This is a genomic window from Polyangium sp. y55x31 (assembly GCF_029946505.1).
Classification (GTDB): domain Bacteria; phylum Myxococcota_A; class Polyangia; order Polyangiales; family Polyangiaceae; genus Polyangium.
Genome location: NZ_JARZHG010000001.1, coordinates 72,489 through 96,389 on the forward strand (window position 1 = coordinate 72,489; position 23,901 = coordinate 96,389).

General features: G+C 68.5%; 21 protein-coding genes and 1 tRNA gene. 13 read left to right on the forward strand and 9 right to left on the reverse strand.

Going from position 1 to position 23,901, the window contains the following annotated elements:
* The first annotated feature begins 1,790 nt into the window (after window positions 1-1,790).
* The 4 genes from QHF84_RS00255 (at window position 1,791) to QHF84_RS00270 (ending at window position 7,348) form a co-directional block, all read left to right on the forward strand.
* Window positions 1,791-2,756, forward strand: a complete 966-nt coding sequence (locus QHF84_RS00255; protein ID WP_281311079.1) for a hypothetical protein — start codon at window positions 1,791-1,793, stop codon at window positions 2,754-2,756.
* 344 nt (window positions 2,757-3,100) lie between these two features.
* Window positions 3,101-5,590, forward strand: coding sequence for an MMPL family transporter (locus QHF84_RS00260; protein WP_281311080.1), 2,490 nt, complete (start codon window positions 3,101-3,103; stop codon window positions 5,588-5,590).
* A 40-nt stretch (window positions 5,591-5,630) separates the two neighbouring features.
* Entirely contained in the window at window positions 5,631-6,056 is a 426-nt protein-coding gene (locus QHF84_RS00265; protein ID WP_281311081.1) for a hypothetical protein, read from the forward strand.
* A 44-nt stretch (window positions 6,057-6,100) separates the two neighbouring features.
* A complete protein-coding gene (locus tag QHF84_RS00270; protein ID WP_281311082.1) occupies window positions 6,101-7,348 on the forward strand; it encodes a hypothetical protein in 1,248 nt (415 codons plus the stop codon).
* 3 nt (window positions 7,349-7,351) lie between these two features.
* On the opposite strand, the gene QHF84_RS00275 is transcribed toward QHF84_RS00270, so the two are convergent.
* The 6 genes from QHF84_RS00275 to QHF84_RS00300 form a co-directional block, all read right to left on the reverse strand.
* Window positions 7,352-8,956, reverse strand: a complete 1,605-nt coding sequence (locus tag QHF84_RS00275) for a DUF1501 domain-containing protein (RefSeq protein ID WP_281311083.1) — start codon at window positions 8,954-8,956, stop codon at window positions 7,352-7,354.
* Between the two features lie 9 nt (window positions 8,957-8,965).
* Window positions 8,966-9,976 (reverse strand): hypothetical protein, encoded by a 1,011-nt coding sequence (locus tag QHF84_RS00280; RefSeq protein WP_281311084.1) that lies wholly within the window; start codon window positions 9,974-9,976, stop codon window positions 8,966-8,968.
* A gap of 1 nt (window position 9,977) precedes the next feature.
* Window positions 9,978-11,633, reverse strand: a complete 1,656-nt coding sequence (locus tag QHF84_RS00285) for a hypothetical protein (RefSeq protein ID WP_281311085.1) — start codon at window positions 11,631-11,633, stop codon at window positions 9,978-9,980.
* A 186-nt stretch (window positions 11,634-11,819) separates the two neighbouring features.
* Entirely contained in the window at window positions 11,820-12,929 is a 1,110-nt protein-coding gene (locus QHF84_RS00290) for an EB domain-containing protein (RefSeq protein ID WP_281311086.1), read from the reverse strand.
* 13 nt (window positions 12,930-12,942) lie between these two features.
* On the reverse strand, window positions 12,943-13,773 hold the full coding sequence (locus QHF84_RS00295; protein ID WP_281311087.1) for an SUMF1/EgtB/PvdO family nonheme iron enzyme: 831 nt from the start codon (window positions 13,771-13,773) through the stop codon (window positions 12,943-12,945).
* Window positions 13,774-13,910: 137 nt separating this feature from the next.
* The gene (locus QHF84_RS00300; RefSeq protein ID WP_281311088.1) at window positions 13,911-14,894 is read right to left on the reverse strand and encodes a hypothetical protein; all 984 of its coding nucleotides are present in this window, start codon (window positions 14,892-14,894) and stop codon (window positions 13,911-13,913) included.
* A gap of 240 nt (window positions 14,895-15,134) precedes the next feature.
* Here QHF84_RS00300 and QHF84_RS00305 point away from each other — a divergent pair, with 240 nt between their 5' ends.
* From QHF84_RS00305 to QHF84_RS00330, 6 genes are all read left to right on the forward strand, one after another.
* Window positions 15,135-15,392, forward strand: coding sequence for a hypothetical protein (locus tag QHF84_RS00305; protein WP_281311089.1), 258 nt, complete (start codon window positions 15,135-15,137; stop codon window positions 15,390-15,392).
* A gap of 104 nt (window positions 15,393-15,496) precedes the next feature.
* On the forward strand, window positions 15,497-16,351 hold the full coding sequence (locus QHF84_RS00310; RefSeq protein ID WP_281311090.1) for a DUF692 domain-containing protein: 855 nt from the start codon (window positions 15,497-15,499) through the stop codon (window positions 16,349-16,351).
* Entirely contained in the window at window positions 16,341-17,183 is an 843-nt protein-coding gene (locus tag QHF84_RS00315) for a putative DNA-binding domain-containing protein (protein ID WP_281311091.1), read from the forward strand. Before QHF84_RS00310 ends, QHF84_RS00315 begins: the two co-directional genes overlap by 11 nt.
* 53 nt (window positions 17,184-17,236) lie before the next feature.
* Complete coding sequence (locus tag QHF84_RS00320; protein ID WP_281311092.1) at window positions 17,237-17,677, forward strand: secondary thiamine-phosphate synthase enzyme YjbQ; 441 nt, start codon at window positions 17,237-17,239, stop codon at window positions 17,675-17,677.
* Window positions 17,674-18,093 carry a hypothetical protein gene (locus tag QHF84_RS00325; protein ID WP_281311093.1) on the forward strand — a complete coding sequence of 140 codons (420 nt, stop codon included), beginning with the start codon at window positions 17,674-17,676 and terminating at the stop codon, window positions 18,091-18,093. The genes QHF84_RS00320 and QHF84_RS00325 overlap by 4 nt, the downstream gene beginning before the upstream one ends.
* The gene (locus tag QHF84_RS00330) at window positions 18,090-18,797 is read left to right on the forward strand and encodes a lysophospholipid acyltransferase family protein (protein ID WP_281311094.1); all 708 of its coding nucleotides are present in this window, start codon (window positions 18,090-18,092) and stop codon (window positions 18,795-18,797) included. Before QHF84_RS00325 ends, QHF84_RS00330 begins: the two co-directional genes overlap by 4 nt.
* A 50-nt stretch (window positions 18,798-18,847) precedes the next feature.
* On the opposite strand, the gene QHF84_RS00335 is transcribed toward QHF84_RS00330, so the two are convergent.
* On the reverse strand, window positions 18,848-19,504 hold the full coding sequence (locus tag QHF84_RS00335) for an SGNH/GDSL hydrolase family protein (RefSeq protein WP_281311095.1): 657 nt from the start codon (window positions 19,502-19,504) through the stop codon (window positions 18,848-18,850).
* Window positions 19,505-19,882: 378 nt separating this feature from the next.
* Between QHF84_RS00335 and QHF84_RS00340 the strand changes: the two genes are divergently transcribed.
* A complete protein-coding gene (locus QHF84_RS00340) occupies window positions 19,883-21,313 on the forward strand; it encodes a site-2 protease family protein (RefSeq protein ID WP_281311096.1) in 1,431 nt (476 codons plus the stop codon).
* 9 nt (window positions 21,314-21,322) lie between these two features.
* Here QHF84_RS00340 and dut read toward each other — a convergent pair whose 3' ends face one another.
* Both dut and QHF84_RS00350 read right to left on the reverse strand, forming a co-directional pair.
* Window positions 21,323-21,778 carry a dUTP diphosphatase gene (gene dut, locus QHF84_RS00345; protein WP_281311097.1) on the reverse strand — a complete coding sequence of 152 codons (456 nt, stop codon included), beginning with the start codon at window positions 21,776-21,778 and terminating at the stop codon, window positions 21,323-21,325.
* Entirely contained in the window at window positions 21,775-22,554 is a 780-nt protein-coding gene (locus QHF84_RS00350) for a S1 RNA-binding domain-containing protein (RefSeq protein ID WP_281311098.1), read from the reverse strand. Before QHF84_RS00350 ends, dut begins: the two co-directional genes overlap by 4 nt.
* Window positions 22,555-22,776: 222 nt before the next feature.
* On the opposite strand from QHF84_RS00350, the gene QHF84_RS00355 reads away from it, so the two are divergent.
* Both QHF84_RS00355 and QHF84_RS00360 read left to right on the forward strand, forming a co-directional pair.
* Window positions 22,777-22,852, forward strand: a tRNA-Lys gene (locus tag QHF84_RS00355).
* Between the two features lie 242 nt (window positions 22,853-23,094).
* Complete coding sequence (locus QHF84_RS00360) at window positions 23,095-23,883, forward strand: ATP-grasp domain-containing protein (protein WP_281311099.1); 789 nt, start codon at window positions 23,095-23,097, stop codon at window positions 23,881-23,883.
* Window positions 23,884-23,901: the final 18 nt, after the last annotated feature.

Below are 23,901 nucleotides of genomic sequence, written 5' to 3' on the forward strand. Positions count from 1 at the left end.
CACCCCTGGACCCGGACCAGCGCAAGCGCTGGACTCGGGGTGCATCGACCGCGATGCGGTCGATGCAAGGAGACAGGGAGGACGAAGCGTGGGACGAGCCCCTCGGAGGGTCGGGTGCCGCAACGTCTTGCGTGCAGGATACCCCCCGAGGGGTCGAGGAACGCTCGTCAATGCGATCGTGGTGGCTCGGAGGGTGGCTCGAGCGGGTGACATACCGGCAAGAGGCACCCCGGCAGGGTCGTCGAGCGCTCGTCCTCGCGGAGCATGAGGCTCCGGAGGGCACCATGCGCGCTCCGATGACCGCAAGGAGAGCCTCCAAGGGTGTCTCCATGCGCAACGGGAAGCGTTCGATGAGCCTCGGGAGGGTATCGATCGCGCAGCACGGTGCCATTTTCGACCCCCCGAAGGGGACCATCGGCGCTCCGCCTTGCGATTCGAAGCGCCCCGGGAGGCATTGGCTACGCAAAGGGGAGCGGTTTCAGCCCCTTCGGGAGGCTCCCAGAACGCTCGCGATTGCGTAGCAGGAGGCCCCCCGAGGGGCGCCGAACGCGTCCGGACCCAGCCAACACCCGGCGTGACGGTTGACCGCCACACAACCGTTCCAGTAACCTGCTCTACAGCGGCACGGGGGTGCGCACCGTGAGGAGGGAGGGGGGGCGCGCATGGCTCGGAGAAAGGGCCGTATCGGGGGCAGCATTCTGTGCGCCGCGCTGCTCCTCGTCGTCGCGCCGGCGGAGGCGTACGAGTTCAGCGGAGGCGTGGGCCTCGGAGGGATCCTCGTCGGAACCCTGCCGCGCTTCACGGTGAGCCCTCACGCGGCAATCGCGTGGCGCCGCGTGAGCGATTTTCGTTTGGCGTGGACGAGCTTTGCAGCGTCCTGCCCGGGACGGGCAGGCTCGGGGTCGGGGTGTACAACCAGACGTCGGTCGCCTTCGGGTATGCGTGGAAGGATGTCGACGTTCGGATAGGGCCGTCGCTTTCGCTCTACTCGATGCCGGCGTGCGGCGCGAAGTTGTGCGGACGCGTCGTGGGTTTGGCGCCAGGGGGACACGCGCAGGCAAACGTGTACTTTGCCGGCCCCGTCGGGGTGTCGGTCAGCGCGAACGTGGATTGGGTGGGCGGAAGGAGCCTCGTGCTCCCCGGGGGTTTCGCGGCGATGATCGTCGCTGGGCCTGTGTTTCGATGGAGGTCCATGTGAAGATGACGAGACGGGTTTGGGGGATCGCGGCTGTCGCGAGTTTGCACTTCATGGCCTGCAACTACACCGACGGGGAGTGTTTTCCTCGGGAAGAGCTGTACGAGACAGCAGGGGCCGGAGGCGGGGTCATCGTGCCGACTGGGGTGGGCGTGGGCGGGTATGGGAGCGTGCCGTTCGAGCCGCAGAGCGCTCCGCCGGATCCGGATGGTCCGGTGTGCAACATCATCTCGGGCGGGCCTTGTGACGACGAGTGCCAGGCGGAATATGATAGGGCTTCTATTCAGTGCGCCAAGATCGAGGACGCGGCGCAGCGGAAGGCCTGTCAGGACACGGCGCATGCGAACTACAGAGACTGCCAGGAGAAGTGCGAGCTGGAGGGTTCCAATCAAAAATGCATCAGAAAGTACATGAAATGCCAGCAGTACGCCCCGTTTTGGTGTAGGTCCGGAAAGATCACCGTATGTGCACAATGTCACGACCGATGTAGATCCGGCGACCCTCCGTCCTCAGAGTGTGTCCAGTGTGGGTTCTGAGCGCCATGACATATCATATCGCTGAGTCTTGGAATGTCGTGCGCGCGGTTCGCCGCGGCATGCGCGTACCCGTGCGCTCCAGCAACGACGCCTGGCTCGTCGGGCCCTGCGCCATGGATCCCGAGGTCCACATGCGCCTGCGCGTCGACTTTTGGGCCCTCACGCAACCCCGGACCGACGCGTTGCAACCCCGGACCGGGGCGTTCGTCGCCTCGTTTCGCAGGGTTCTCCGCGCCCTCGACGCGGAGGAGCCCGTCGTCCTCTGGACTTCACCCGAGTGGAACGCCCGCGTTGCGCTCTGGGCGCTCTGCTCGTACCGGCTACGGCGCTGGCCCACGCAGCCCGATCTTTCGCTCGTCTGCGTGGGAGAATACGAGGAACGGCATGCGCACCTCAGCTTCGGCATCGGATACGTCACCGTGGAGCCCACCATGGCCCGTGACGCATGGAGGACAGCGCGCCCTATGCCGCTCCGCGAGGTCCGAGAAAAGGCGCGCCTGTGGCAAAAGCTCGCAGCGCCTATGCCGATCCTATCTGGAAAGCCCCTCCGCGACACCCGAGCGAACAAGGAGCTGCTGGAGCTCGGCGCCTACCAGGCCGGCTTTTTTCCACGTCTGAGCGAGCAGGGCCTCACCCTCTCGACCCTGGACGCGCTTTTGCTCGGCTGCGTAAACCGAACGCCTTCCAACCCCGGAAGAATCCTCATGCGCCGGGGGAGCAAAGGCGAGGAGCTGCGTCGGTGGATGAGCCTCACCGGAGACATCATTCTCTTCCATCGCCTCGCCCAATGGGCGGAGCGCGGCGCGCTGCACGCCAAACCTTGGACAGCGCCGAACGGATGGCAGACGGCCAAATACACGCTCTCCGCCACCGGCCGCGCCCTCCTGCGCGACGGCCTCTCCTCGATCGACCAAGCCCCGCCATTCCCGATCTGGGGCGTCACCGCCTACGACCCGAAAAATCCCTGGGTCGTCGTGGAAGAAGCCGGAGCGCGCCCCCATCTCCGGCGGCCCGGGGCGCGCTGAACGCGGGACGCCCCCCCGCCGCCATTCATCGCAGAAACCAACGTTTGTCCAGCGACTTGACGGCTGGGTTGTCTCCGGTAAGGGTCGTCCTCGGAGGCCGACGCTGGGCGTGCGCTCGTGACCCCGAGACGGCCCCGCCCCGGGCCCGTCGGCCGATCAGGGCTAGAGCGGCTGCGGTTTGGGGGTGAGGGACCGCGACTTTTGCACTATACCGGCGCTCCCACGATTCCCTTGCCCCCCCGAGGTTTGCCCTGAGCGCCGAACCTTCCGCCTCGCCGCCGCCCAGCCGTTCGTCCGAGCCCCTGTTCGACAGGCTCGGGCGCCTGCAGATCGAACGTCCGCTCGTGCCGCTCCTCGTTGCGGCGGCGCTCACGATCGTCTCGGTGGTCCTCGCCCTGCGATTGACCATCCAGACCGGCTTCGAATCACTCCTGCCCTCGTCGCGCCCGAGCGTACAGGAACTCCATCGGGTCGCCGCACGCACGGCCGGCGTCTCCACGCTCTTCATCGTCCTCGAGGGCGGCCCGAACACACCCACCTCCGCGCTCCGGCAGGCCGGCGACGCGCTCGTGCCCGCGCTCGCGGCCGTGGGCCCGCCCTGGGTCGGCAGCGTCGAGGACGGCGTGCACGAAGCGCGCGCCTTCCTCGCGCCCCGCGCCGGGCTCTACGCCGAAACGAAGGACCTCGAAGGCCTGCGCGACGACATCGAGGCGCGCTACGCCTACGAGGTGAGCAAGGCGACGGGCACCTTGCTCGACGAGACCGAAGAGCCCCCGGCCCTCGACGCGAACAGCATCAAGAAGCGCTTCAAGCTCGGCACCGAGCCCCCTTCGACGACCGGGAGCGCCGCCCCGACGACCGGAGCTGCGCCCCCGGATCCCCTCGAGCGATTCCCCGACGGCTATTACCAGTCGAAGGACGGCAAAACGCTCGTCGTCGCGGTCCGCTCCAAGGTCATCGGCAGCGACTTTTCCCGCGGCAGCGAGGCGCTGCGCCGCATCCGCGAGGCCGTCGATCGGGTGAACCCCGCCTCGTTCCACCCCGAGATCCGCTACGGCTTCGGCGGCGACCTCCAGACGGGCATCTCCGAGTTCGCCGCGATCAATGCGGACCTCACGGAGGTCGGCCTCTTCGGGGCCGCGCTGCTCGCGGGCGTCGTGTTTCTTTATTACCTCCGCATCCGCACGCTCTTCGCCATGCTGATCACCATCGGCATCGGCGTCGCGTGGACCTTCGGCGCCACCGAGCTCTTGATTGGCCATTTGAACATGGCCACGGGCTTTCTCTTCACGATCGTCGCGGGCAACGGCATCAATTTCAGCATCATCTACATGGCGCGATACCTCGAAGCGCGCAGGGATCGCGTCCCGCTCGCCGAGGCGCTCGATCTCGCCCGCCGCGAGACCTGGCGGCCCACGCTCACCGCGGCCGCCGCGGCCGGCGCGGCGTATGGATCGCTCGTCGCCACGGAGTTCCGCGGCTTCCGCGATTTCGGCGTCATCGGCGGCATCGGCATGCTGCTCTGCTGGATCGCGACCTACCTCGCCCTGCCGAGCATCCTCACGCTCATGGAGCGGCTCCTCCCGCTCGATCGTGAGGCCAAGGGCATCTGGGGCCGCATCCAGCGCGCCACGCAGGGTGGCATCGCGTTCGGCCGTCCCTTCGCGGCCTTCGCCCAGCGCGCCCCTCGCCTGCTCACGGTCGTCGGCGTGGCTGTGGCCCTCGCCGGCGCCGTCGCGGCCGTCTTCTACGTGAAGAGCGACCCGATGGAGTACGACATGCGCAACCTGCGCACCGACGCGAGCCGGCGGGCCGAGGAGATCCGCCTGAGCCAGCTCGGCGAGCAGATCACCGGGTACGTCGGGACGGACGGCATGGCGATCCTCGTCGATCGCCCCGAGCAGGTCGAGCCATTACGCGCCGCGCTCTACGCGAAACGCGACGCCGCCCCGCCGGGGGAAAAACCCTTCGAAAAAGTCCACGCGCTCCAGGACTTCGTGCCCGCAGCGCAGGCCGACAAGATCCCGATCCTCGAAGAGCTCAAGCAAAAGGTTCTCAAGGCGCGGCGCCGCGGCGTCATCTCGGACGCGGACTGGAAGACGATCGAAGAGCTTTTGCCCCCGGACGATTTGAAACCGTTCGGCATCGAGGACCTGCCTGCGGGCCTGGCGCGGGCATTCACGGAGACCGACGGCACGCGCGGCCGCATCGTCTACATCAGCCCGACCGAGGGCGAGACCGTCGACGACGCCCATTACCTCTTCCGCTGGGCGAATGCCTATCGACGCACGGTCCTGCCGGACGGCAGCGTGATCCTCGGCTCGGGCCGCGCGGTCATTTATGCCGACATGTGGTCCGCGGTGATGGACGACATCCCGCCCGCGGTGCTCCTCTCGCTCTTCGGCACGATCCTGGCTGTGCTCCTCGCCTTCCGCCGCGGCAAGCCCTCGATGTACGTGCTCGCTTCCTTGCTCGTCGGCATCGGGTGGATGGCGCTCGCGCTCGTGGTGATGAAGGTCAAGATCAACTTCCTGAACTTCATCGCATTGCCGCTGACGTTCGGGATCGGCGTCGATTACGCCGTAAATATCGTGCAGCGTTATACCCGCGAGGGCACGGGCGGCGCGATCGCCGCGGTGCGCGAGACGGGCGGCGCGGTGGTGCTCTGCAGCATGACCACCGCGCTCGGGTACGTGGCGCTCGTGCGATCGGACAACTTCGCCGTGCGCAGCATGGGCGTCGCCGCGGTCATCGGCGAGATCACCTGCCTCTTCGCCGCCGTGATCGTCCTGCCCGCGGCGCTCGTGTGGATGGATCGTCGGAAGCGCGCGTGACCGCTTCCCTTCGGGGCCGGCTCGTTTTATCGTAGCGCCCGTGGCAAAGCCCGAGGATCGAAGTGGGGGAACGAGTGAGGGCGGCGGATCGGGCCTGCGATCCGCCGCGAGCCTCCTGTTCACGGTAGCGCTGCTCGCGGCGACGGGCGCGGCGCTTTACAACGTGTATGGCGTGAGCGTGGAAGTCGAAGCGCTCGCGTCGGAGGCCGCGTGCCAGGGCCAGGCCGAGCCCTGCAAGGCGCAATTCACGTTCTGGGAGCGCTCGCCGATCGCGCACACGTTCACGATGCAGACGCCGAGCGGCGCGCATCCCGTGACGTGCCAGCGCGCGTACATCCTGTTCGGCGACTATAGCTGCAAGAGCAAGGATGGAACGGCGACCGCGGAGCCGAGCCCCTCGGCCTCGGCCGCGACCTCGACGAAGGCGCCGGCGAAAGCGGGGCCGGCGAAGGCGCCGACGAAGTAGCGATTCACACACATCGCTGGCGCATTTCGGGTAGAATGCCCGGCATGCGTTCTTACACGTTTCTCCTCCTCGCAAGCGCGCTCGCCGCGTGCTCGTCCTCCAACAATGACCCGGACCCGAGCGGCTCCGGCGGCTCCGGCGGCTCCGGCGGCGGCTCGAGTTCGTCCTCGGGTGGCGGGGGCGTGGTGAACCTCGGCTGCGCCGAAGATCCTTCGCTGACGCCGGCCGAGAAGCAGCTCATCGACATGCCGGCCGATACGTGGCTCGAGGTGCCCGGCACTCGTTTTGATGAATTCTGCGCGGCGCACGAGCCCGCGGGCGCGCATGGCATCGTGGGCTGCACGGCCATCATCGGCGCCTGGAGCGGCGGCGCCTGGGATCCGATCCACCGGCAGATGCTCCTCTGGGGCGGCGGCCACGGCGATTATTATGGCAACGAGGTCTACGGTTTCTCGCCCCGGACCTCGAAGTGGGAGCTGCTCGTGCCCGGCACGCCCGTCGGGTCGTCCGCGGAGCTCTCCGAGCCCATGTCCGACGGCACCCCGGTCTCGCGCCACACCTACGACGGCCTCGCCTACCTGACCGCCGAGAACCGATTCTTCGGGTTCGGCGGCGCAACCGCGCCGGACGGCAACTCCTCGGGGCTCACCTGGGCGCTCGATCTCGATGAGAAGACCTGGAAACAGCTCGACACCAAGCTGTCGCTCCCCGTGAACCACGACGGTTATTTCTGGATGGGCACGGCCTACGACGAGGCGGGCCACCGCGTCTTCATGCGCAACGAGGACGGCGTCTACGTCTTCGACATCGCGACCGACACGTGGACGCGCCTCGTCGACGCCGGGTATCCGCCCTTGTATCCGAACTGGTCGAAGCCCTCTTATCGGCGCGGCGTCTTCGATACGAAGCGGAAGATCTTCTTCACGCTCGGAGGAGCGCTGGACGATGGCAAGCTGGACTTTTTCGCGTTCGACACCCAGACGAACCAGGCCCTGCTCGATGCGTGGGCGACGACCGGCGGCGACGACCTCGCCAAGGTCGCGGGGCCGGGCGCCGATTACGATCCGGTCGCGGACGCCATCGTCGCCTGGGGCGGCGGGCCGGCGCGGGTGCTGGATCTGAATACGAAGGCGTGGTCGACGAAGAGCGGCACCGGCGCGCCGGCGACCCCCGTGGAGAAGGGGACGTACGGCCGGTTCCGCTACATCGCGCAATACAACGTGTTCGTGCTGGTGAACGGCCCGGACCAGAACGTGTACTTCTACAAGCACACGGCCGGCTGCGGGCCGTGACGGTCAAACGAGGAGCGCGCCCTCGAATTCGCCGTAGCCGCCGGGAATGAAGAAATCCTTGCCTGCCTGAAGGCCGAAGGCGCGGATCACCGTGGCCGCGATGTCCTGCGAGGTCGGCGGCCGCGTCACCTTCGCGCCCGACTCCTCGATGATGCTCACGGGCGCGCCGAGCGGCGAGCCTTGCGCCGATTCGTCGTACCCGCCGAGCATCTGGTTCCCCTTCACGCTCCCGCCGACCAGAATGCCGCACGTGGCCGGATGATGGTCCGTCCCGTCCTGCGGGCTCCGCGCGAACGTGCGCCCGAAATCGCTGTAAATGTAGACCAGCGTCTCGTCGAGCAGCGAACCTTGCCCCGAGGAAGCGGGCGTGAGCTGCATCTCGTTCAGCACCTGGCCGATGGCTTCGAGCGCGATCCGGAGGTGGCTCGTCTGCGCGCGCGCGCCGCCCGAGTAATGCACGTCGAATCCTGTGTTCGCGATGCTGGTCGCGCGCAGGGTCACGCTCGTCACGAGGTTCGACTTGAGCAGGCGCAAGGCGAAATCGAACGAGCCTCCGCTGAGCACGCCGCCGCAAACGTCGGCCGATCCGATGCACGCGGTCTGGAACGGGCCGCTCGAATAAAGCGGGTCGGCCTGGAGGAACTCGAACCCCTTCGTCTGATCGAGCACGCTGAGCACGTCACGCGCGACGGTCTTGCTGATGCCCGCATACGTGTCGTGGAGCTGCCGATAGAGGTCGTCCGTCCCCTTCGTCGAGATGCCCTTTCGCTCGCGGATCGCTTCGAGCACCGCACGATCCGTGATCGTGAGGGGCAACATCTCGCCGGTGGGCGTGCCGTCGAACGCCATTCCCTCGACGTCCGTCCGGGTGCGCAGGCCATCCCACGCGCTGCTCCGCCGATCCGAAATCGTGGACTCCACGAGCGCGAGGCTCGTGAGCGAATACGGCGTGGCGAGCGCGGGCAGGTCGAGCGCGGCGGGGAGGATTCCGCCGAGCGTCGCATTCGGCACGGGTCTGTCCGGGAAGAACGTGGACATGTAGTTCGCGATCACGGCCTGCACGCTCGGCGAGCGGAACGACGAGCCCGCGACGCCGCTCATGCTCGCGACGATGCCGCTCGCGTGGGACGCCGTGCCCTGATCGGCGCCGACGAGCACGCACGTCCGATCATACAGCTTGTATTTCGGATCGATCCACGAATACCCCCACGGGCGATAGTTCTGCGTGCCGCCGGAGAGCGGGTTCGTGCCCGTCGTGTCGGCGGGGTTCGCGTCGTTCCATGAAACGGGGCCGCGCAGCTTGCGGGTCGGGTTCGTGGAGGCGAGGTCCGCGGCCGTCCCGTCGAAGTTGCGCACCTGCTCCTTGGAATAACCAAACGGGTGCACGCCGCCGTCGGGCGGCTGGATGAACTTGTCGATGCCGGCGCCCGTGAGCGGCGTGAAGAAATGCTCCCAGTTGCACCCGCCGTCGAGCCAGATGCAAAGGAGCTTCGTGGGGCCGTTCGGCGGCGGCGCGGCGGACGCGCTGCGCACGGCGAAGCGGCCGAGGAGCGCGAGCTGGGAGGCCCCGAGGGCGGCGAGAAGGAGTTTTCTACGGCTCGTTTTCATCGGGGCCTCTCAGTAGAAGATCCAGTCGGGGTGGCGAATGAAATAGGAGCACGTGCCGATGTAGGCGTTGCGTGCGTCCTTCTCCATTTCGAGGGGGACGAACACCGTGGAGAACACGCGGTCGACGTCCGCGTCGGTCGCGGCCACGGCGTGGAAATGCAGATACCAGAAGCGGATGACGGCCTTCACGCTCGCCGCGTCGGCGCTGCCCGTCTGCGCCGAGGCCCCGGCGGGCAGGAGCGCCGTATTGCCCGCCTTGTCGAGGGCGAGCGCGCACCAGCGCTGCGAGACCTGCGTGATCGTGCCGAGGAAGCTCGGGGAGACGGAGCCGTCGGCCTTCATCTGGTTCGGCGCCGAGCCGCCCCCGAGCGCGGCGAACCGCTCGACGGGCAGGTTTTCATAAGGCGCCGGGATCGAATCCGCAGACGTGAAAGGATACCTGTCGTCGTTCTGGCTCGTCTTGTGCGGGATGCCGTAGCTCGACGCGGGGAGGTAAAAATCGTCGTCCGTCAGGCCGAGCTGCTGGTAGAGCGCGCGCCCGACCTCCTCGGCGGAGAGCCGGGTGATGCGGTGGGCCTCGATCGAGGGCAGCGGATCGGAAGCGCGCGATTCGAGGTTCGTCACCCATGCGCGGATCTGGGCCATGGTCATCTTCGTGGATCCGCTCGCCGCGATCTCGGCGAACGGCGGCCCCGCGATGGGCATTTGCTTGAACGCGCGGGTCCCCTTCCCTTCGAGGAGGCGAATGAGCTCGCTCGCGTCGGGTTTGCCCGGGACGACCTCGGCGGGGTTGTAGACGACGAGGGATTCGAAGGCCTCGATCGACGCGAAATACCCGCGCGCCCCCGTGACGTGGCATCCCTGGCAGGACGGGGCGAGCGCGTCGAACACCGCCTGGTTACGCGCCCGCTCCTCGGGCGTCGGTCCGCCGCAGGTGTTCCCTTCGTCCCCCTCGCAGCTCGCGGCCGCGAGGGCGACGGCGAAGGGGGCGACGATCTTGAAAAGGACTCGTTTTCGCATGTCATTGCCCCCTGCGGAACGACGTGGACTGCGTGAGGGACTTGATGAAGGGCCGCACGAGCCGACCATTCGATACGAACGAGGCCGTGAGCGTCTCGAGGTACCCGTTCTCCGTCGCCGGATCGATGTCGCGCCCGAGCACACGCTCGTGCACGCGGCGCACGACGCACCGATCGAAGGAGCCCGCGGCCACGATGAGCTTCGCGAACCCGAGCGGCCCCACGGTCCCGTCGCTGGTTTGTCCGAGCAGGGTGTACTCCGGCGGCAGGAAATCGAGGAACAGCGCGTAGGGATTGGCGTTCGCCTCCTCCTCGGTGGCGGGCGTGAGCAGCGAGCCCGGGAGGTACCACTTGTTCCATTGCGCGAACGGCTCGCGGTCGTAGGGCCATGCGCCCGTGCGCCACACGGGATCCCATTGCCACTTGCCCACGCCGGGCATGTAGTACTGCGCGCCCCAGCCCTCGAACGCGTGGTCGGTCTTCGCGTACCGCTTGAAATGCACCGCCGCGGTGTCGATACGCGCGTGGCAATGCTGGCAAGGCCCTTCGCGGCCGGGATCCGTCTCGTACGGGTTGAACGCGATGTCGCCGCCCGGCGGCAAGAGCTGCTCGCAAGCGAGGGTCTCGAGCGCGCGCGCCGCGCGCAGGCGCTCACGCGGATACGTGTCGAGGAAGCCGAGCGAGGTGAGCATGCCGGCCGAGGGAAAACCCGAAGGCTGGCCCGGATCCTTGCGCGGATCGAACGTGTAATTGCGTTCCTTCAGGAAAAACGCGTTTCGCGCCGAGATCGAATACTCGCGCCAAGCCTTCGGATCATTCGCCTCGTGGAGCGGATCCACGGCCGCGCCGGCAAAACTTGCCGGGTTCCACCAGCTCTCGTCGTCGAGCACGTCGAGCGCGCCGCCGGCGAGGGATTGATTGATGTGGGCCGCCTGAACCTCGGTCGGGCCGACGGAAACATCCGAGAGGATGAGGTCGGTCGCGGGCCGATCGTGCCAGACGATGTGCGCGAACAGGCGCGCCGGCTCCTCGGCGAGCAGGCGCCGCTGGCCGTCCGGGTTCGCCGGGAGATATGCTCCCCAGCCGGGATAGGTGCCGGGGTCGTGCCAGCAGCTCACGGCATTCTTGCCGCACCCGCACGTGCCCTCCGCCCGCTGATTGCACTCGATCTCGACCGGCGAGCCGTTCGGCTTGATCTGGCCGGTGTTCGTGGTGTTGGCCGCGCTGCCGACGAGCGTCACGGTCGTCCCCGGCGCCCACCAGGGCTCGACCGTGGTCTTCGCGGCGCCCGCGGCGCACGCCACGTCCGCGGGGACGTCGTCGCGGAAATAACGAAGCGCGCCCTCGTTCGCCGTGCCCGGCTGGCAAGCCGTCAGCACGCGCTGCTGCTTGGCCCCGTATTCGGGGGCGTCGGCCGTGCGCGGGATCAGCGGAATGTTGAACCACTTGCGCGCGTGCTCGAAGGTGATCTCGTAAAACCGCGGGTCTTCGAGGGCCTCGTCGATGAAATCGTCGACGTACGCGAACTGCTCCTCGGGCGTCGCCCGTTTGAGGAGCTCCTGCATTCGTTCGTCGGTCGGGGGCACGCCGAGCAGCGCAATGCTGGCGCGTCGCAGCAAACGGAGTGGGGTGAGCTCGTCGTCCGGCTCCTCGCGCACGGGCGTGACGCCGTCGCCGGGGTCGACGGTGCAATCTGCGTTTCCCGAGGAAGATGCTGGGTCCCCCTGAGAACACGCGAGGAGCGACATCCCGAATAGGAAAATGAACCTTCGCATGGTGCGCGGCAACGTAAGGGCCGCGCAGGCGCACTTGCAACAAAGCGGCGCTCGCGCCTCGCCAGGCCCTCACTCGCCCGGCAGAAATCGCGGCGCGCGCAGGAGGCTGGTCGTCGTCTCGCCGGTCTCGTTCGAAACGCCGGTGGTCGTGTAGTACAGGCAAGACGTATCGACCGTGAACTGGTTGATGGCATCGGGCGAGGAGAAGAGCTCCACCGGCTCGCCCCCGGTCTTGGCGATGCGGTTCATGCGCCTCGCCTTCCCGTTGGCCCAGTACACGTAATTGTCGTCCTGCGCCATCCCGGCCGCGAGATCGCTGTTGGAGTCGAATGCCCACTTCGTGAGGGTCTTCGCCTCACTCCCGTCCTTCCGGGTGCGCACCACGCGGACGGGGCTCGCGTCCGTTGCAATCCAGAAGAGGAACATCGAATCGGCGACGAAATGCGTGGTGGCGGCGCCCTCGACGAAGAGGACCGCGCCGCCCTCCTTCGGCGTCGCGTGAAAGCCCGGCATCGACCAGACCCCGCGGGCCGACCAGTACAGCTTGTCATCGTCCGCGATCATGCGCGGCACCATGTCCGGCGTGAGATCCTCGTCCTTGGCCAGGGTATCGGGCGTGCCGCCCGACTTCGATACCCGCCGCACGGCTTGATCGGCCGGATCGATCCAGTACACGAACGACGCGTCCGCCGCGATCGACATCGAGCCCTCTTGGTTGTCCGCGACGAGGCTCGACCCGCTCCCGTCCTTCGAGGCGCGCATGATCTGATCGCCGTCCATGAAATAGAGCGAGCTCGCGTCCGCGACGAGGGACTCTGTCCAGCTCGCGGAAGGGACGATCGTCTCGATCGCCCCGCCCGCCTTGGGCAAGCGCAGCACCGCGCCGGTCGCGCCGTAATGGGCGAAGTAGACGTGATCGCCGTCGGCGAGCAGGCCCGAGATCCGCTCGGGCCCGCTGACGAGGACGACCGGCGCATCGCCCGGCTTGCAGAGCGGGGCCGCGCAGACGCCCGCAATGCATTGCCCGCCGCCGCAACACGCCGCCGACGTGCGGCATTCTTCGCCCACGGCCGCGCAGACCTCCTCGCTCCGGCGGCTCTCCGGCAGATCCGTCCGCGCCCCGCAACCGGCCCCGACAAACGCCGCGGCAAGAACCACCACCACCTTCCACTCGTTCATGAAAGCTCCTACGTTAAAGATCCTTGCAACATCGAACCCCGGTCGAATAATCGAAGTAATCGAATGGATGGGCCCGCACCATGGAGGCGCAACCGTCCTTCTTCGATCGCGCGTAGAAGCCGCCGACGAACGTCCCCTCCGGATCGTCGATCCACTCGTCGATGTTGCCGACCATGTCGGCGATCCCGTCGCCCTCCCACCGGCTCACGCAGGCCCGCGTCTCGCCCGTCCGGCGGAGGAGCGGCTTGTCCCCGGCCTTTACCGTGTTGAGCCGCGGATCGCTGTGACCGATGCTCGGATTGCCGTGCAAGAGCCCCGCGGGGTGCGCCTCGCGGAAGATGTTGCATTTGCCCGGTTCGTACTTGTCGCCATAAGGAAAGTCGCGATCGTCCTCGCCCCGGCAAGCCGTCTGCCACTCCGAGAGCGAACAAAGGCGCTTGCCCGCATTCTTGCAAGCGAGCGCGGCGAGCGGCCCCGTGAGGTAGCCCTGGGGGACACGGCTCTTCTTCGAGACGGCCTTCGGCTCGAAGTTGCGCTGCGATTGCCACGGCGGCAGCGGCGGCAGCTCGATCAGGCGCGCCTCGGCGGGTCCGACGTCGAGGCGCTCCTGCTCCCACAATTTCTGGATCGAGAGCGCCTGCTTGCGGGAGGGCACGTAATAAGGCGAGAGATCCTGCCCCGTCTCGGCGTCGATCAGGCTCGCCTCGTACCGGTCGACGCAATAACTCTTTTTCACGCGCACCATCTCCGGCGGACACGTGGGCGTCGACGGCTCGACGACCGCGAAATCGTCGGGGTGCTCGGGAAGCGCCACGGGAGCGGGCGCGGAAGCGGAGGCGGGCACGGCAGCAGATGCGGATGCAGGAGCGGGAGCGGCAGCAGATGCGGATGCGGAAGCGGCTCCGGGCACGGCCTCGGGCTTTTCGTCGTCGCAAGCCGTGACGAGAAGGAATCCGAGCAGGGCGATTCTGGCCAGACGATTCATTGAAACGCATGCCCCCACGGGTCGCGGCCCGAGGGCTCCGGGCAGAGGTAACGTCGGACCACGATCCAGTGGTGCATCGGATAAAGGATCGTGTCTTCCTTCATCGACAAACCCATCCGGCTCGTGTGCGCGCCGGGGAACGGCGTCTTCGGGTAGAACGGCACGATCCCCGAGAGCGCCTCGTACTCGTCCATGAGCCCCAGCAAATGCCCCACCTCGTGGGCGATCACCGGCAGCGACCAGCCGCTCCGCAGCGACCAGAAATACGGCGTCCGCCCGCAGGTCGTCGACAGCGGCAACGTGAGATCGATCGGCGCGCCCTCCCGCTCCGCCTGGTCGTGCGGCAAGAACGTGAAATCGTACCGCACCGGCAACCCATATCGCTCGGCGTCCCGATTCCAGTACCTCTCGGCCTCCTCGGACCAGCGCGCGAGCAGCGCCTCCATGTTGCGCCGCGTCGCCGGCGCCCGGAACTCCCCCGACGAGGGACACGCCACCGTCGTGTTCGATCGCGAAAACGGGACGCCCCGGCAAACGACCTCCCCCTCGTACCGCTCTTTCTCGTCGCAATCCGCGAGCACCAGCGTCCCGCCCTCGCGCGGCAGCACCACCGCGAACGTCGCCGATACCTCCCAGCGCCCCGGCGCGCCCTCACGAGCCCGCACCCGCCGCACCTGGTAATGCATCGGCCCGAAAAACAGACGATAATGCGGCATGGCACCGCGGATCGTGCGCTCGCCCTCCTCCACGTCGCCAAAAAAGACGTCTCGCGGCGACGGCGAACAGGTGTACGCGTCCTCCGCGAGGGTCGTCGCGAGCACGTCCCGGAACGTCGCGCGCGCTTCCGCGCCGAGCCCCGGCGTCATCACCTCGAGCTCGCACGCGACGTCGTCCGTTGGCAGAAATCGCGCGTCGAACCGCGACGCGACGCATCCCGAGATCGCGCCAAAAGCGAGGAGAGCCGCGACGCGGGCCAGCATGGCCCCTCGCGTTCCGGCGCTTTTCCTTGCCTCGCCCCTTCGCATCGGGCTACCAACATGGCTCCCGAGGGCGCTGCTCGGCAATCCGGATCCGGACGACGGGCACGCACGTAGGTGGGAAACCCCAGCACCCCGGGGGGAGACGATCATGGCGGGGGGAGGTTTCGCACGAAGCGCTCGAAATCGCGACTTCCCCGGGGTGCTGACCCAGAAAAGAACCGCTTGGAACGGAGATTGACCATGAACATGAACAAGATGATGGCGTCGCTCGCGGTGGGCGGGATGATCGCGGGCCTCGCGGCGTGTGGCGGCAGCCAGGCGCAGCCCGAGAACGCCGACAGCAAGGCGGGCGCCGAGTCGGGCGCGCAGGCCTCGTGCAGCGGCCAGAAGACGGACGGCGCGGCGCACTCCTGCAAGGCCGGGAGCTGCAGCGGCAAGAAGGAAGGCGAAGCCGCGCCGGCCGACGGCGCCGCCGCCCCGGCCGACGCGCCGAAGTGATCCGAGCGGCCCCCCGCGCCGCCTGAGCCCGAAGGGCCGCCGCTTCCACCCAAGGTGGCGCGCGCGGCCCTTCGTTTTTAGACCGATTCCCCGGAGACACCGCGATGACCGCACCCGATCGCATGCGCCTCGGCCTCCCCGATCTCGGGATCGGCGTGGGCCTGCGCCTGCCGCACTACGAGGAGATCTTCGAGACCCGGCCCAAGGTCGACTGGTTCGAGATCATCAGCGAGAACTTCCTCGTCCCCGGCGGCGTGCCGCTCGCGAACCTCGACCGCGCCCTCGCCCACTACCCCGTGATCCAGCACGGCGTGACGCTCTCGATCGGCGGCACGACCCCGCTCGACTTCGACTTCCTCCGCGATCTCCGGGCGCTGCTCCGCCGGACGAAATCCCCGTGGGTGAGTGATCACCTCTGCTGGACCGGCACCGCCACGCTGAACACGCACGATCTTCTGCCCCTGCCCTACACCGCCGAGGTCGTCCGCCACGTCGCGGCCCGCGCCCGCATCGTCCAGGACACGCTGGAGGTGCCGCTCGTCCTGGAGAACGTGTCGAGCTACCTGACGTACACGTCGAGCGACATGACCGAGTGGGACTTCCTGACGGCCGTCGTCGAGGAGGCGAACTGCGGCATCCTGCTCGACATCAACAACATCTACGTTTCCTCGCAAAACCACGGCTTCGACCCGCGCGCGTACGTCGACGCCGTCCCGGCCGAGCGTGTCGTGCAGATCCACCTCGCCGGCCACACGAACTACGGCGACTACATCATCGACACGCACTCGGGCCCGGTGATCGATCCGGTCTGGGACCTCTACCGCCGCGCGATCGGCCGCGTCGGGCCCGTCTCCACGCTGATCGAGTGGGACGAGGACATCCCGCCGCTCGCCACACTGCTCGCCGAGGCCGAGAGGGCACGCGTCGTCCGGGAGGAGGTCCTGTCCCATGCGAAATGATCTCGCCTCGGTGCAAGCGTTCCTCGCGAGCGTGATCCCCGGCCACGCGCCGATCCCCGACGATCCGGCCCTCGCCGAGGCCGCCGCGCGGTTCGTCACGGGAAACGGCCGCCTCACGCCGGCCGCGCAGGTCGACATCTACCGCCGCCAGTTCTGGCTCCGCCACCGCGAGATCCTGCGCGACGATTTTCCCGCGCTCGCGCGCCTGCTCGGCGACGCGAAGATGGATGCCTTCTGCCGCGACTTCCTCGACGCGCATCCGCCCACGCGCGCCCCGTTCGAGACGTTGATCGAGCCCGTACCGCGCTTCGCCGAGGCCTGGCCCGGCTTCGAGACGCAGGCCGAGCGCACGTTCGCCGCGGATCTCACGCGCTACGAGATCGCGCTCCTCGAAGTGCGCACCGGGCCCGACGCGCCGCCGCTCGATCCGCAGAAGCTCGCGAGCCTGCCCGAGGATGCCTGGGAGCGCGCGCGGATCGTGCTGCACCCGGCGATGCGAAGGCTCGCGTTTTCCTACCCCGTGCACCGTCTCCGCAAGGCGTGGCTCGTCTCCGGCGAACCGGCGGTCTTCCCCGACGCCCCCTCGCCCGCGCACATCGCGCTCTACCGCAACCGCGAGCTCGTCACGCACTTCGAGGAGCTCGAGCCCGAGGCCTTCGCGCTGCTCGACCTCCTCGCCGAGGGCGCGGCACTCGTTCCCGCGCTGGGTCGCCTCGCCGAGCCCTTGCCCGAGGAGCGGCAGGCCCACGTCGCGGCGAGCGTCGGACGCTGGTTTCAGCAGTGGACGTCCCTCGGCCTCGTCGTCGACGTCGACCTCCCCTCATCTTCGTAGTTGCAGAGAACCCCGACCATCGGACACCGTAGGAGCCACGTACGGGGGGCAACGTGCCGATCAGGGAGAGCGTCCACCAGAAGACCCTCGACATCCGCACCCGCGGGCGGGGTCTCTACGACGTCACGAGCGCGGTCGCGGCCGTGCTCGACGACGCCGGCGTCACGATCGGCCTCTGCTCGCTTTTCCTCCAGCACACCTCGGCGAGCCTCGTCGTGCAGGAGAACGCCGATCCGGCCGTGCTGCGCGATCTCGATCGCTGGATGGCGCGCAGCGCGCCCGACGGCGCCGGCTACGAGCACGACGCCGAGGGCCCGGACGACATGCCTGCGCACATCCGCGCGGCCATCACCAGCACGAGCCTCACGATCCCGATCACCGCGGGCAAGCTCGCGCTCGGGACCTGGCAAGCGATCTACGTCTGGGAGCACCGAACGAGCCCGCACACGAGGCGCCTCGTGATCACCGTGCTAGGCGTCTCCGGAGACCCATGAACGCACGCACCTCGATCTTCGCCCGCGCCCTCCTCGTCCTTCCTTTGCCCATCGCGTTCGCCGCAGCGCTCGTCTCGGCCTGCGCCGGCAGCCTTCCGGGTAGCCTCGAGGATGGCCGCTTTGCGACGTGCGAGTCGAACGCCGATTGCGCCGCGCGCGACGCCGGCACCGAGGCCGGGATCTGCTGGAACCTCCGCTGCGTGCAGTGCCTCTACGACACGGACTGCGCCGCCGGCTCGTACTGCGCCGACAACCTCTGCAAGACGCTCGATCCGAAGCCGGCCGTGGAGAAGGATCCGACGGACGAGAACGCGAAGAACATCGACGAGTGCTTGAAGGCCTGCGCCGACAAGGAGTGCGTCGACACGTGCAACGCGCGTTTCCCCGACGCGAAGAAGAAGCGGAGGGGGCGATGACGCTCGCCGAGACGGCCAAGGGCATCCTCGACACGGCGCGCATCAGCGTGCCCACGGTCGTCGACGCGGCGATGGGGCGCCTCGACGCCGAGACGTGCGACGAGCGGCTCGCGTGGTGGTCGCGCAAGCTCTTCGCGGACGCGGAGATCAGCCTCGTCGTGCGCGGGCGCGAGCACCTCGGCGACGGCCGCGAGACGTTCATCGTGATGTCGAACCACCAGAGCCTCTACGACATCCCGGCGCTCTACCGCGCGATCCCGGATCGAAGGCTGCGCATGGTGGCGAAGGCCGAGCTCTTCGACGTCCCCGTGTGGGGCCATGCGATGAAGGCCGCGGGGTTCGTCCGCGTCGAGCGCGGCAACCGCGCGCAGGCCGTCACGGCGCTGCGCACGTCGAGCAGCATGCTGGAGGAGGGCTCGCTGCTCTGGATCGCGCCCGAGGGGACGCGCAGCGCGACGGGGATGGTCGGACCGTTCAAGAGCGGAGGGTTTCACCTCGCGCTGGAGACGGGCCACCGCATCTTGCCGGTGGCGATCGACGGCACGCGCGACGTGTTGCCTGCGCGCGGGACGATCGTGCGCAAGGGCAAACGCGTGGTCGTGACGATCTTGCCGCCGATCGATCCGAAGGCGTACGGCAAGGAGCGCCGCAAGGAGCTCATGGCCGCGGTGCACGACGCGATCGTCGAGGCGATGGGACATTGAACGCCCCTCTCCCGCGCGGGAGAGCGGCTGGGGGTGAGGGCGTCGCTCCGCTAGGGATGCGTCTGCGCCGTCTTCTGCGGGCTCGGGCTCGGGGCTGCGCCGGGTTTTTCCGGGCGCAGACGCCACGGATTTACGGCGTGGCGGCCCGATCCCTTGGGCAGCGCCTCGCCGTCCTTGGGCGCGGGCGCGCGCTCGGCGAGCAGCCACCGGAAGAACGCGTCGGCCCACGCGGCGCCGCCGGCGCCATCGGGGTGGATGCCGTCGGCTTGCCGCGAAATCGGGCCGGCGATCGCGTCCGAATCGAAGAAGCGGCAGGGCGAGGTGTGCTTGCGGAAGACCTCGATGATGCCCGTGTCCTTGCGCCAGAGCGGCGGCGAGACCCACACGCACGGCCTGTCGCCGACGATCTTGACCAGCCGCTCGACCGCGTCCGCGCGCGCCGTTGGATCGGTCAACGTCACCTCGTTCGCGCCGAGGTTGATGATCACGAGATCGGGGTGGTAGTCGCCGACGAGCTTGGCGAGCTTGAGGTGCCAGCTCGTCGTGTACGAAGCCTGCTCGGAGCGGACCTCGTAGAGCGCGCCGACCTCCTTCATCCTGGGCCGCAGCGCTTGCGAAAAGCCGGCCATCAGGAACGAGTCGCCGATGTGCAGCACGACGGTGCGAGGCTCGATCGGCGGCGCCGCGTCGGGTTTGACCTCGCCCACGGAAGCCGCAGCGGTGACCTCGCCAGAGGCCCCTGCGGGGGGCGTGGGGGGCGGAGGAAGGGCCGCATCGCGGCCTGACCGGAGCCCACCACCGTCAGCCACGGGTGTGGGGGGAGGAGGAAGGGACGCATCGCGGCCCGACCGGAGCCCACCACCGTTGGCAGCGTGCACGGCGCTTGCTGGCGTGGCAGGCTGCCCCTCCGGTGGCGCGGCGGAGGCGCAGGCGCCGACGAGGAAGAGAAGCGTGGGCGCGAGGAGCGGAGCAGAGCTCGAAGAGCGCATCGGAGGTCCCAGGGCTCCGCACTCTACGGCACACTTCGTCCGAGCCGCAAAGAATCGGCCCGCCTCGGGCGGGCGTGCACTAGGATATTCGAGGGCATGAATTTCAGGCTGTTCGGCATCGACGTCGAGGTCCAGGCGAGCTTCTGGTTCAGCACGGTGCTGCTCGGCATCAACCTCGTGGACCTGTCGCGCGGCCCCTCCGGGCTCGTGCCGCTCGCTCTGTGGGCCTTCGTCGTGCTCGTGAGCGTCCTCATGCACGAGCTCGGACACGCCCTGGCGATCCGACGACACCGTATCCAGCCGGAGATCTCGCTCTTCCTCATGGGCGGGGTGACCCGCTGGCAGCAGGTGCTCCCGCTGCGGCGCATCGATCACATCTTCATCAGCCTGGCCGGCCCTCTGGCCGGGTTCGCCTTCGCGGCCCCGTTCTTCGCGCTCGACTACTGGCTCGACCACCACGCGTCGACTCAGGTCGTCGCGCGTGTCCCCTCGCTCGTCCGCTTGACGATCAACCTCTTCATCTACGTCAACGTGCGCTGGGGCCTCATCAACCTCCTGCCCGTCCTGCCGCTCGACGGCGGGCACGTGCTCGAGCACGCGCTCGGCCCGCGGCGCGTCCGGCTCGTGGCGGGGCTCTCGATGCTCGCGGGCTTCGCCGTGGCGCTCTACGGCCTGCAAAGGTCCAACATTTTCCTGGCCATGATGTTCGGCATGCTCGCGTTCCAGAGCCTGCGGCGGCTGCAGATGCTCGGCCCCGGCGAGGCCGAGGTGGATCCGCGGCCGCACACGCCGGCGCCGGACATGGAACCTGCGCTCTCGGGCGAGCTGCTCTCGCTCCTGCTCCGCGCTCGACAAGCCATCGCGGACGAGGACCTCGGCCGCGCGCGGAGCCTCGTCCAGGAGATTTTTTCGTACCAGGAGCGGACGGGGGAGCCCCTCCCGCCGCGCGCGCGCCGCGAGGCGTTCGAGGTGCTCGGCTGGGTCGCGCTCGTGGGCGATCACGTCGACGAGGCGGCGCAACGTGTGGCCGAGGCACGCAAGCTCGGCGAGGTCGATCCGGCGCTCGTGGGCGCGGTCCACTTCGCCAAGCGCGAGCTCAACGCGGCAAGGCGCGTGCTCGAGGCGGCGCGCGCGACCGGCGACGATCGCAAGGAGGTCGTCGGCCCGCTCGTGCAGATCCTCCTCGAACAGGGCGAGGTCGCACGCGCCGCGGCGATCGCCTACGACATCGTCGACTCGCTCAGCGAGGACGACGCGCGCAAGATGGCGAAGCTCGCCTTCGACGGCCGCGCGTTCGACTGGTCGGCGCGGCTCTCGGAGGCCGTCTTCGAGCGGCAGAAGAGCGCCGAGGACGCCTACGAGGCGGCACGCGCGCACGCGCAGGACGGCGCCTACGAGCGGGCGCTCGACATGCTGCGCAAGGCCGTCGAGGCCGGCTTCAGCGACCGAGGCCGCGTCTGGTCGGACAAAGCGCTCGAAGCGCTGCGCGCGCGAAGCGGGCTCGAAGCCGTCGTTCCGCGTCCCTGACGGCTCCCCTCACCGCCCCGTCGAACCGTACCCGCCTTCGCCTCGCGCCGTCTCGTCGAGCGTTTCCACGACGACGAGCTCGGCGCGCGCCACGGGACAGATCACGAGCTGCGCGATGCGCTCGCCACGCCGCACGACGAACGGCGCGTCGCCGTGGTTCACGAGCAGCACCTTGAGCTCGCCGCGATAGTCCGGATCGATCGTCCCGGGCGCGTTCAGCACCGTGATCCCGTGCTTCAACGCGAGCCCCGAGCGTGGCCGGACCTGCCCCTCGTAGCCTTCGGGGATGGCGACACGCACGCCCGTCGGCACGAGCTTGCGCTCGCCGGGGCCGATCGCCACGTCCTCGACCACCGCGGCGCACAGATCGAGGCCGACGGCGCCTGCGGACTGGTACGCCGGCAGCGGCACGTCCGCGCCGCCGACGCGCGCGCACGTGATGCGCACGGAGGCCCGGTCCGTCACTTCTTCTTCTTCGAGAGCAGATCGCCGAGCGTCCCGAACCCGCGCGGCTCGGGCTTCTTCGCGGCGCCTTGGGGCGCCTTCTTGCCGTCGGCCTTGGGTTTGTCCGTCCCGGCCGCGGCCGCCTCGGTGCCGCCTTGGTCCTTGAACTTCTCGAACGAGCTGCGCTCCTCGTCGCGCGCGACCGCGGTGACCGACAGGCGGATCTTGCCCTCCTGATCGATGTTCACGATCTTCGCCTCGACCTCCTGGCCGACGGTGAAGTGCTTCTTCAGGTCCGCGCCGCGCGGCGTACCGGTCTCGACGGTGGGGATGAGCCCACGCCCGCTGCGCCCCTGCGTGCCGGCGATCTGCACGAACACGCCGTAACGCTCGACGCCGGTGACGCTGCCCTTGACGCGCGCGCCCTCGACGAGGACGGGGGACTGGCCCTTGGCGCCGAGGCCGATGGAGGTGGTGAGCGGATCGCCTTCGGCGTTGCGGATGAAGAGGGGGCTCAAGCGGACCTGGCCGGTGCCGCGCTCGATGGCAGCGACGGTGGCGCTGACCTTGTTGCCGACGGCGACGAGCAGTTTGCCGTCGGGATCGGTGAGGTCGATCCGTTCGAAGTAGCCCTCTTGCTTGCCGCCGAGGTCTGCGAAGACGGCGTTCTGGGCGACGACGACGATGGTCACTTCGAGCTTGTCGCCCACATGGAAGCGGCGTCGCTCCTGGCGACCACCGCCCGCTTGCTCGAACAGGGCCCCGAAGGACTCCGACGTTTCCCGGCGCTCGGACATGGTGGACCGCCTCTTAGCGCGGCTGCGTCGGGAAGGCGAGGGAACGGATGCGGAGGCGGAAGCAGGCGCGAACGTAGGCCTGGGTACAGACATGGAAGCGGAGACGGAGACGGGAGAGGGTGGACGGAGGGAGGGATCGTTTCCTGCTTGTCGCAGACGGGCCGGATCGTGCTAGGGTGCCCGCCGCGATGCGCCGGAGGGAGAACCCCGCCGGAACGTCCAGGGTCGATAGCTCAGTCGGTAGAGCTGCGGGCTTTTAACCCGTAGGTCCAGGGTTCGAGTCCCTGTCGACCCACCACCTAACCAGCCAGAACGGCTGGACTTTTTGTCCTCCTCCCCGGCTGTTCCAGCTCCCTTGCGAGGGAGCCGGCCCGTCGAGCAGCCTGATGGCGCCCCGCTTGGCACTCGGCGACAGGTGCATGTAGCCCATCGTCGTCGCGACATCGCGGGGGCCGGCGTCGTGCACGCGTCGATTCTCGCTTCGCGTCGACCCTCCCCGGTCGTTCGCTGGACACCGGAGGGCGTGTAGCATCCGAGCGCGTGTCGACGCTCGTCCTCTCCCATCGTTACACCCCTGACTCGAACGCGCTCTTCTCCGCGGCGATCGCCGCCGGCTGGGACGTCGAGCGCCTTCACTCGTTCCGGTGTCCGGAGGGCCTCGCGGCGCGTGAGCCGGTGTTCTACGGCGAGACGATCCTGGCGGATGCGATCACCGAGAATCTCAGGATCGCACTGCTCGAGCCGACGAGCGATTGGCTGCCAAGGCTGCCGCAGCGCCACCGCCTTCGTGACGTGCGACTCACGACGCTCGCCGAAGCCTTGTCGATCCGGGAGCGCGTATTCGTCAAGCCGACCGACGAGAAGTGTTTCCCCGCCCGCGTCTATGCCAACGGAGCCGCGCTCGACCCGGATCCGGTGCTGCCTCCCGACCTGCCCGTGCTGGTGAGCGAGCCGGTCGTATTCGAGGTCGAGTTCCGATTCTTCGTGCGGGAGCGCGAGGTGGCGGCATTGTCGCCCTACATTCGCAGTGGCGAGCTCGCGCGGAATACGGACGGTGAATGGGAGGCGGACCGAGCGGAGGTCGAGGCGGCATCGGCGTCGATCCAAGCAATGCTCGAGGACGCCGACGTGGAGCTGCCTCCCGCGGTCGTCGTGGATGTCGGGCGAATGGCTGGGCGCGGCTGGGGTGTGGTCGAGGCGAACCCCGCGTGGGCATCCGGGCTCTGCGGATGCGATCCGGCGCGTGTACTTCCGGTGCTGCGGCGAGCGACGGTGGTGCGAGGCATGTTATCGGAGGCTGACCGGCGCTGGATGCGCCAGGTCGGGTGAGAGACCTGTAGACTCCCA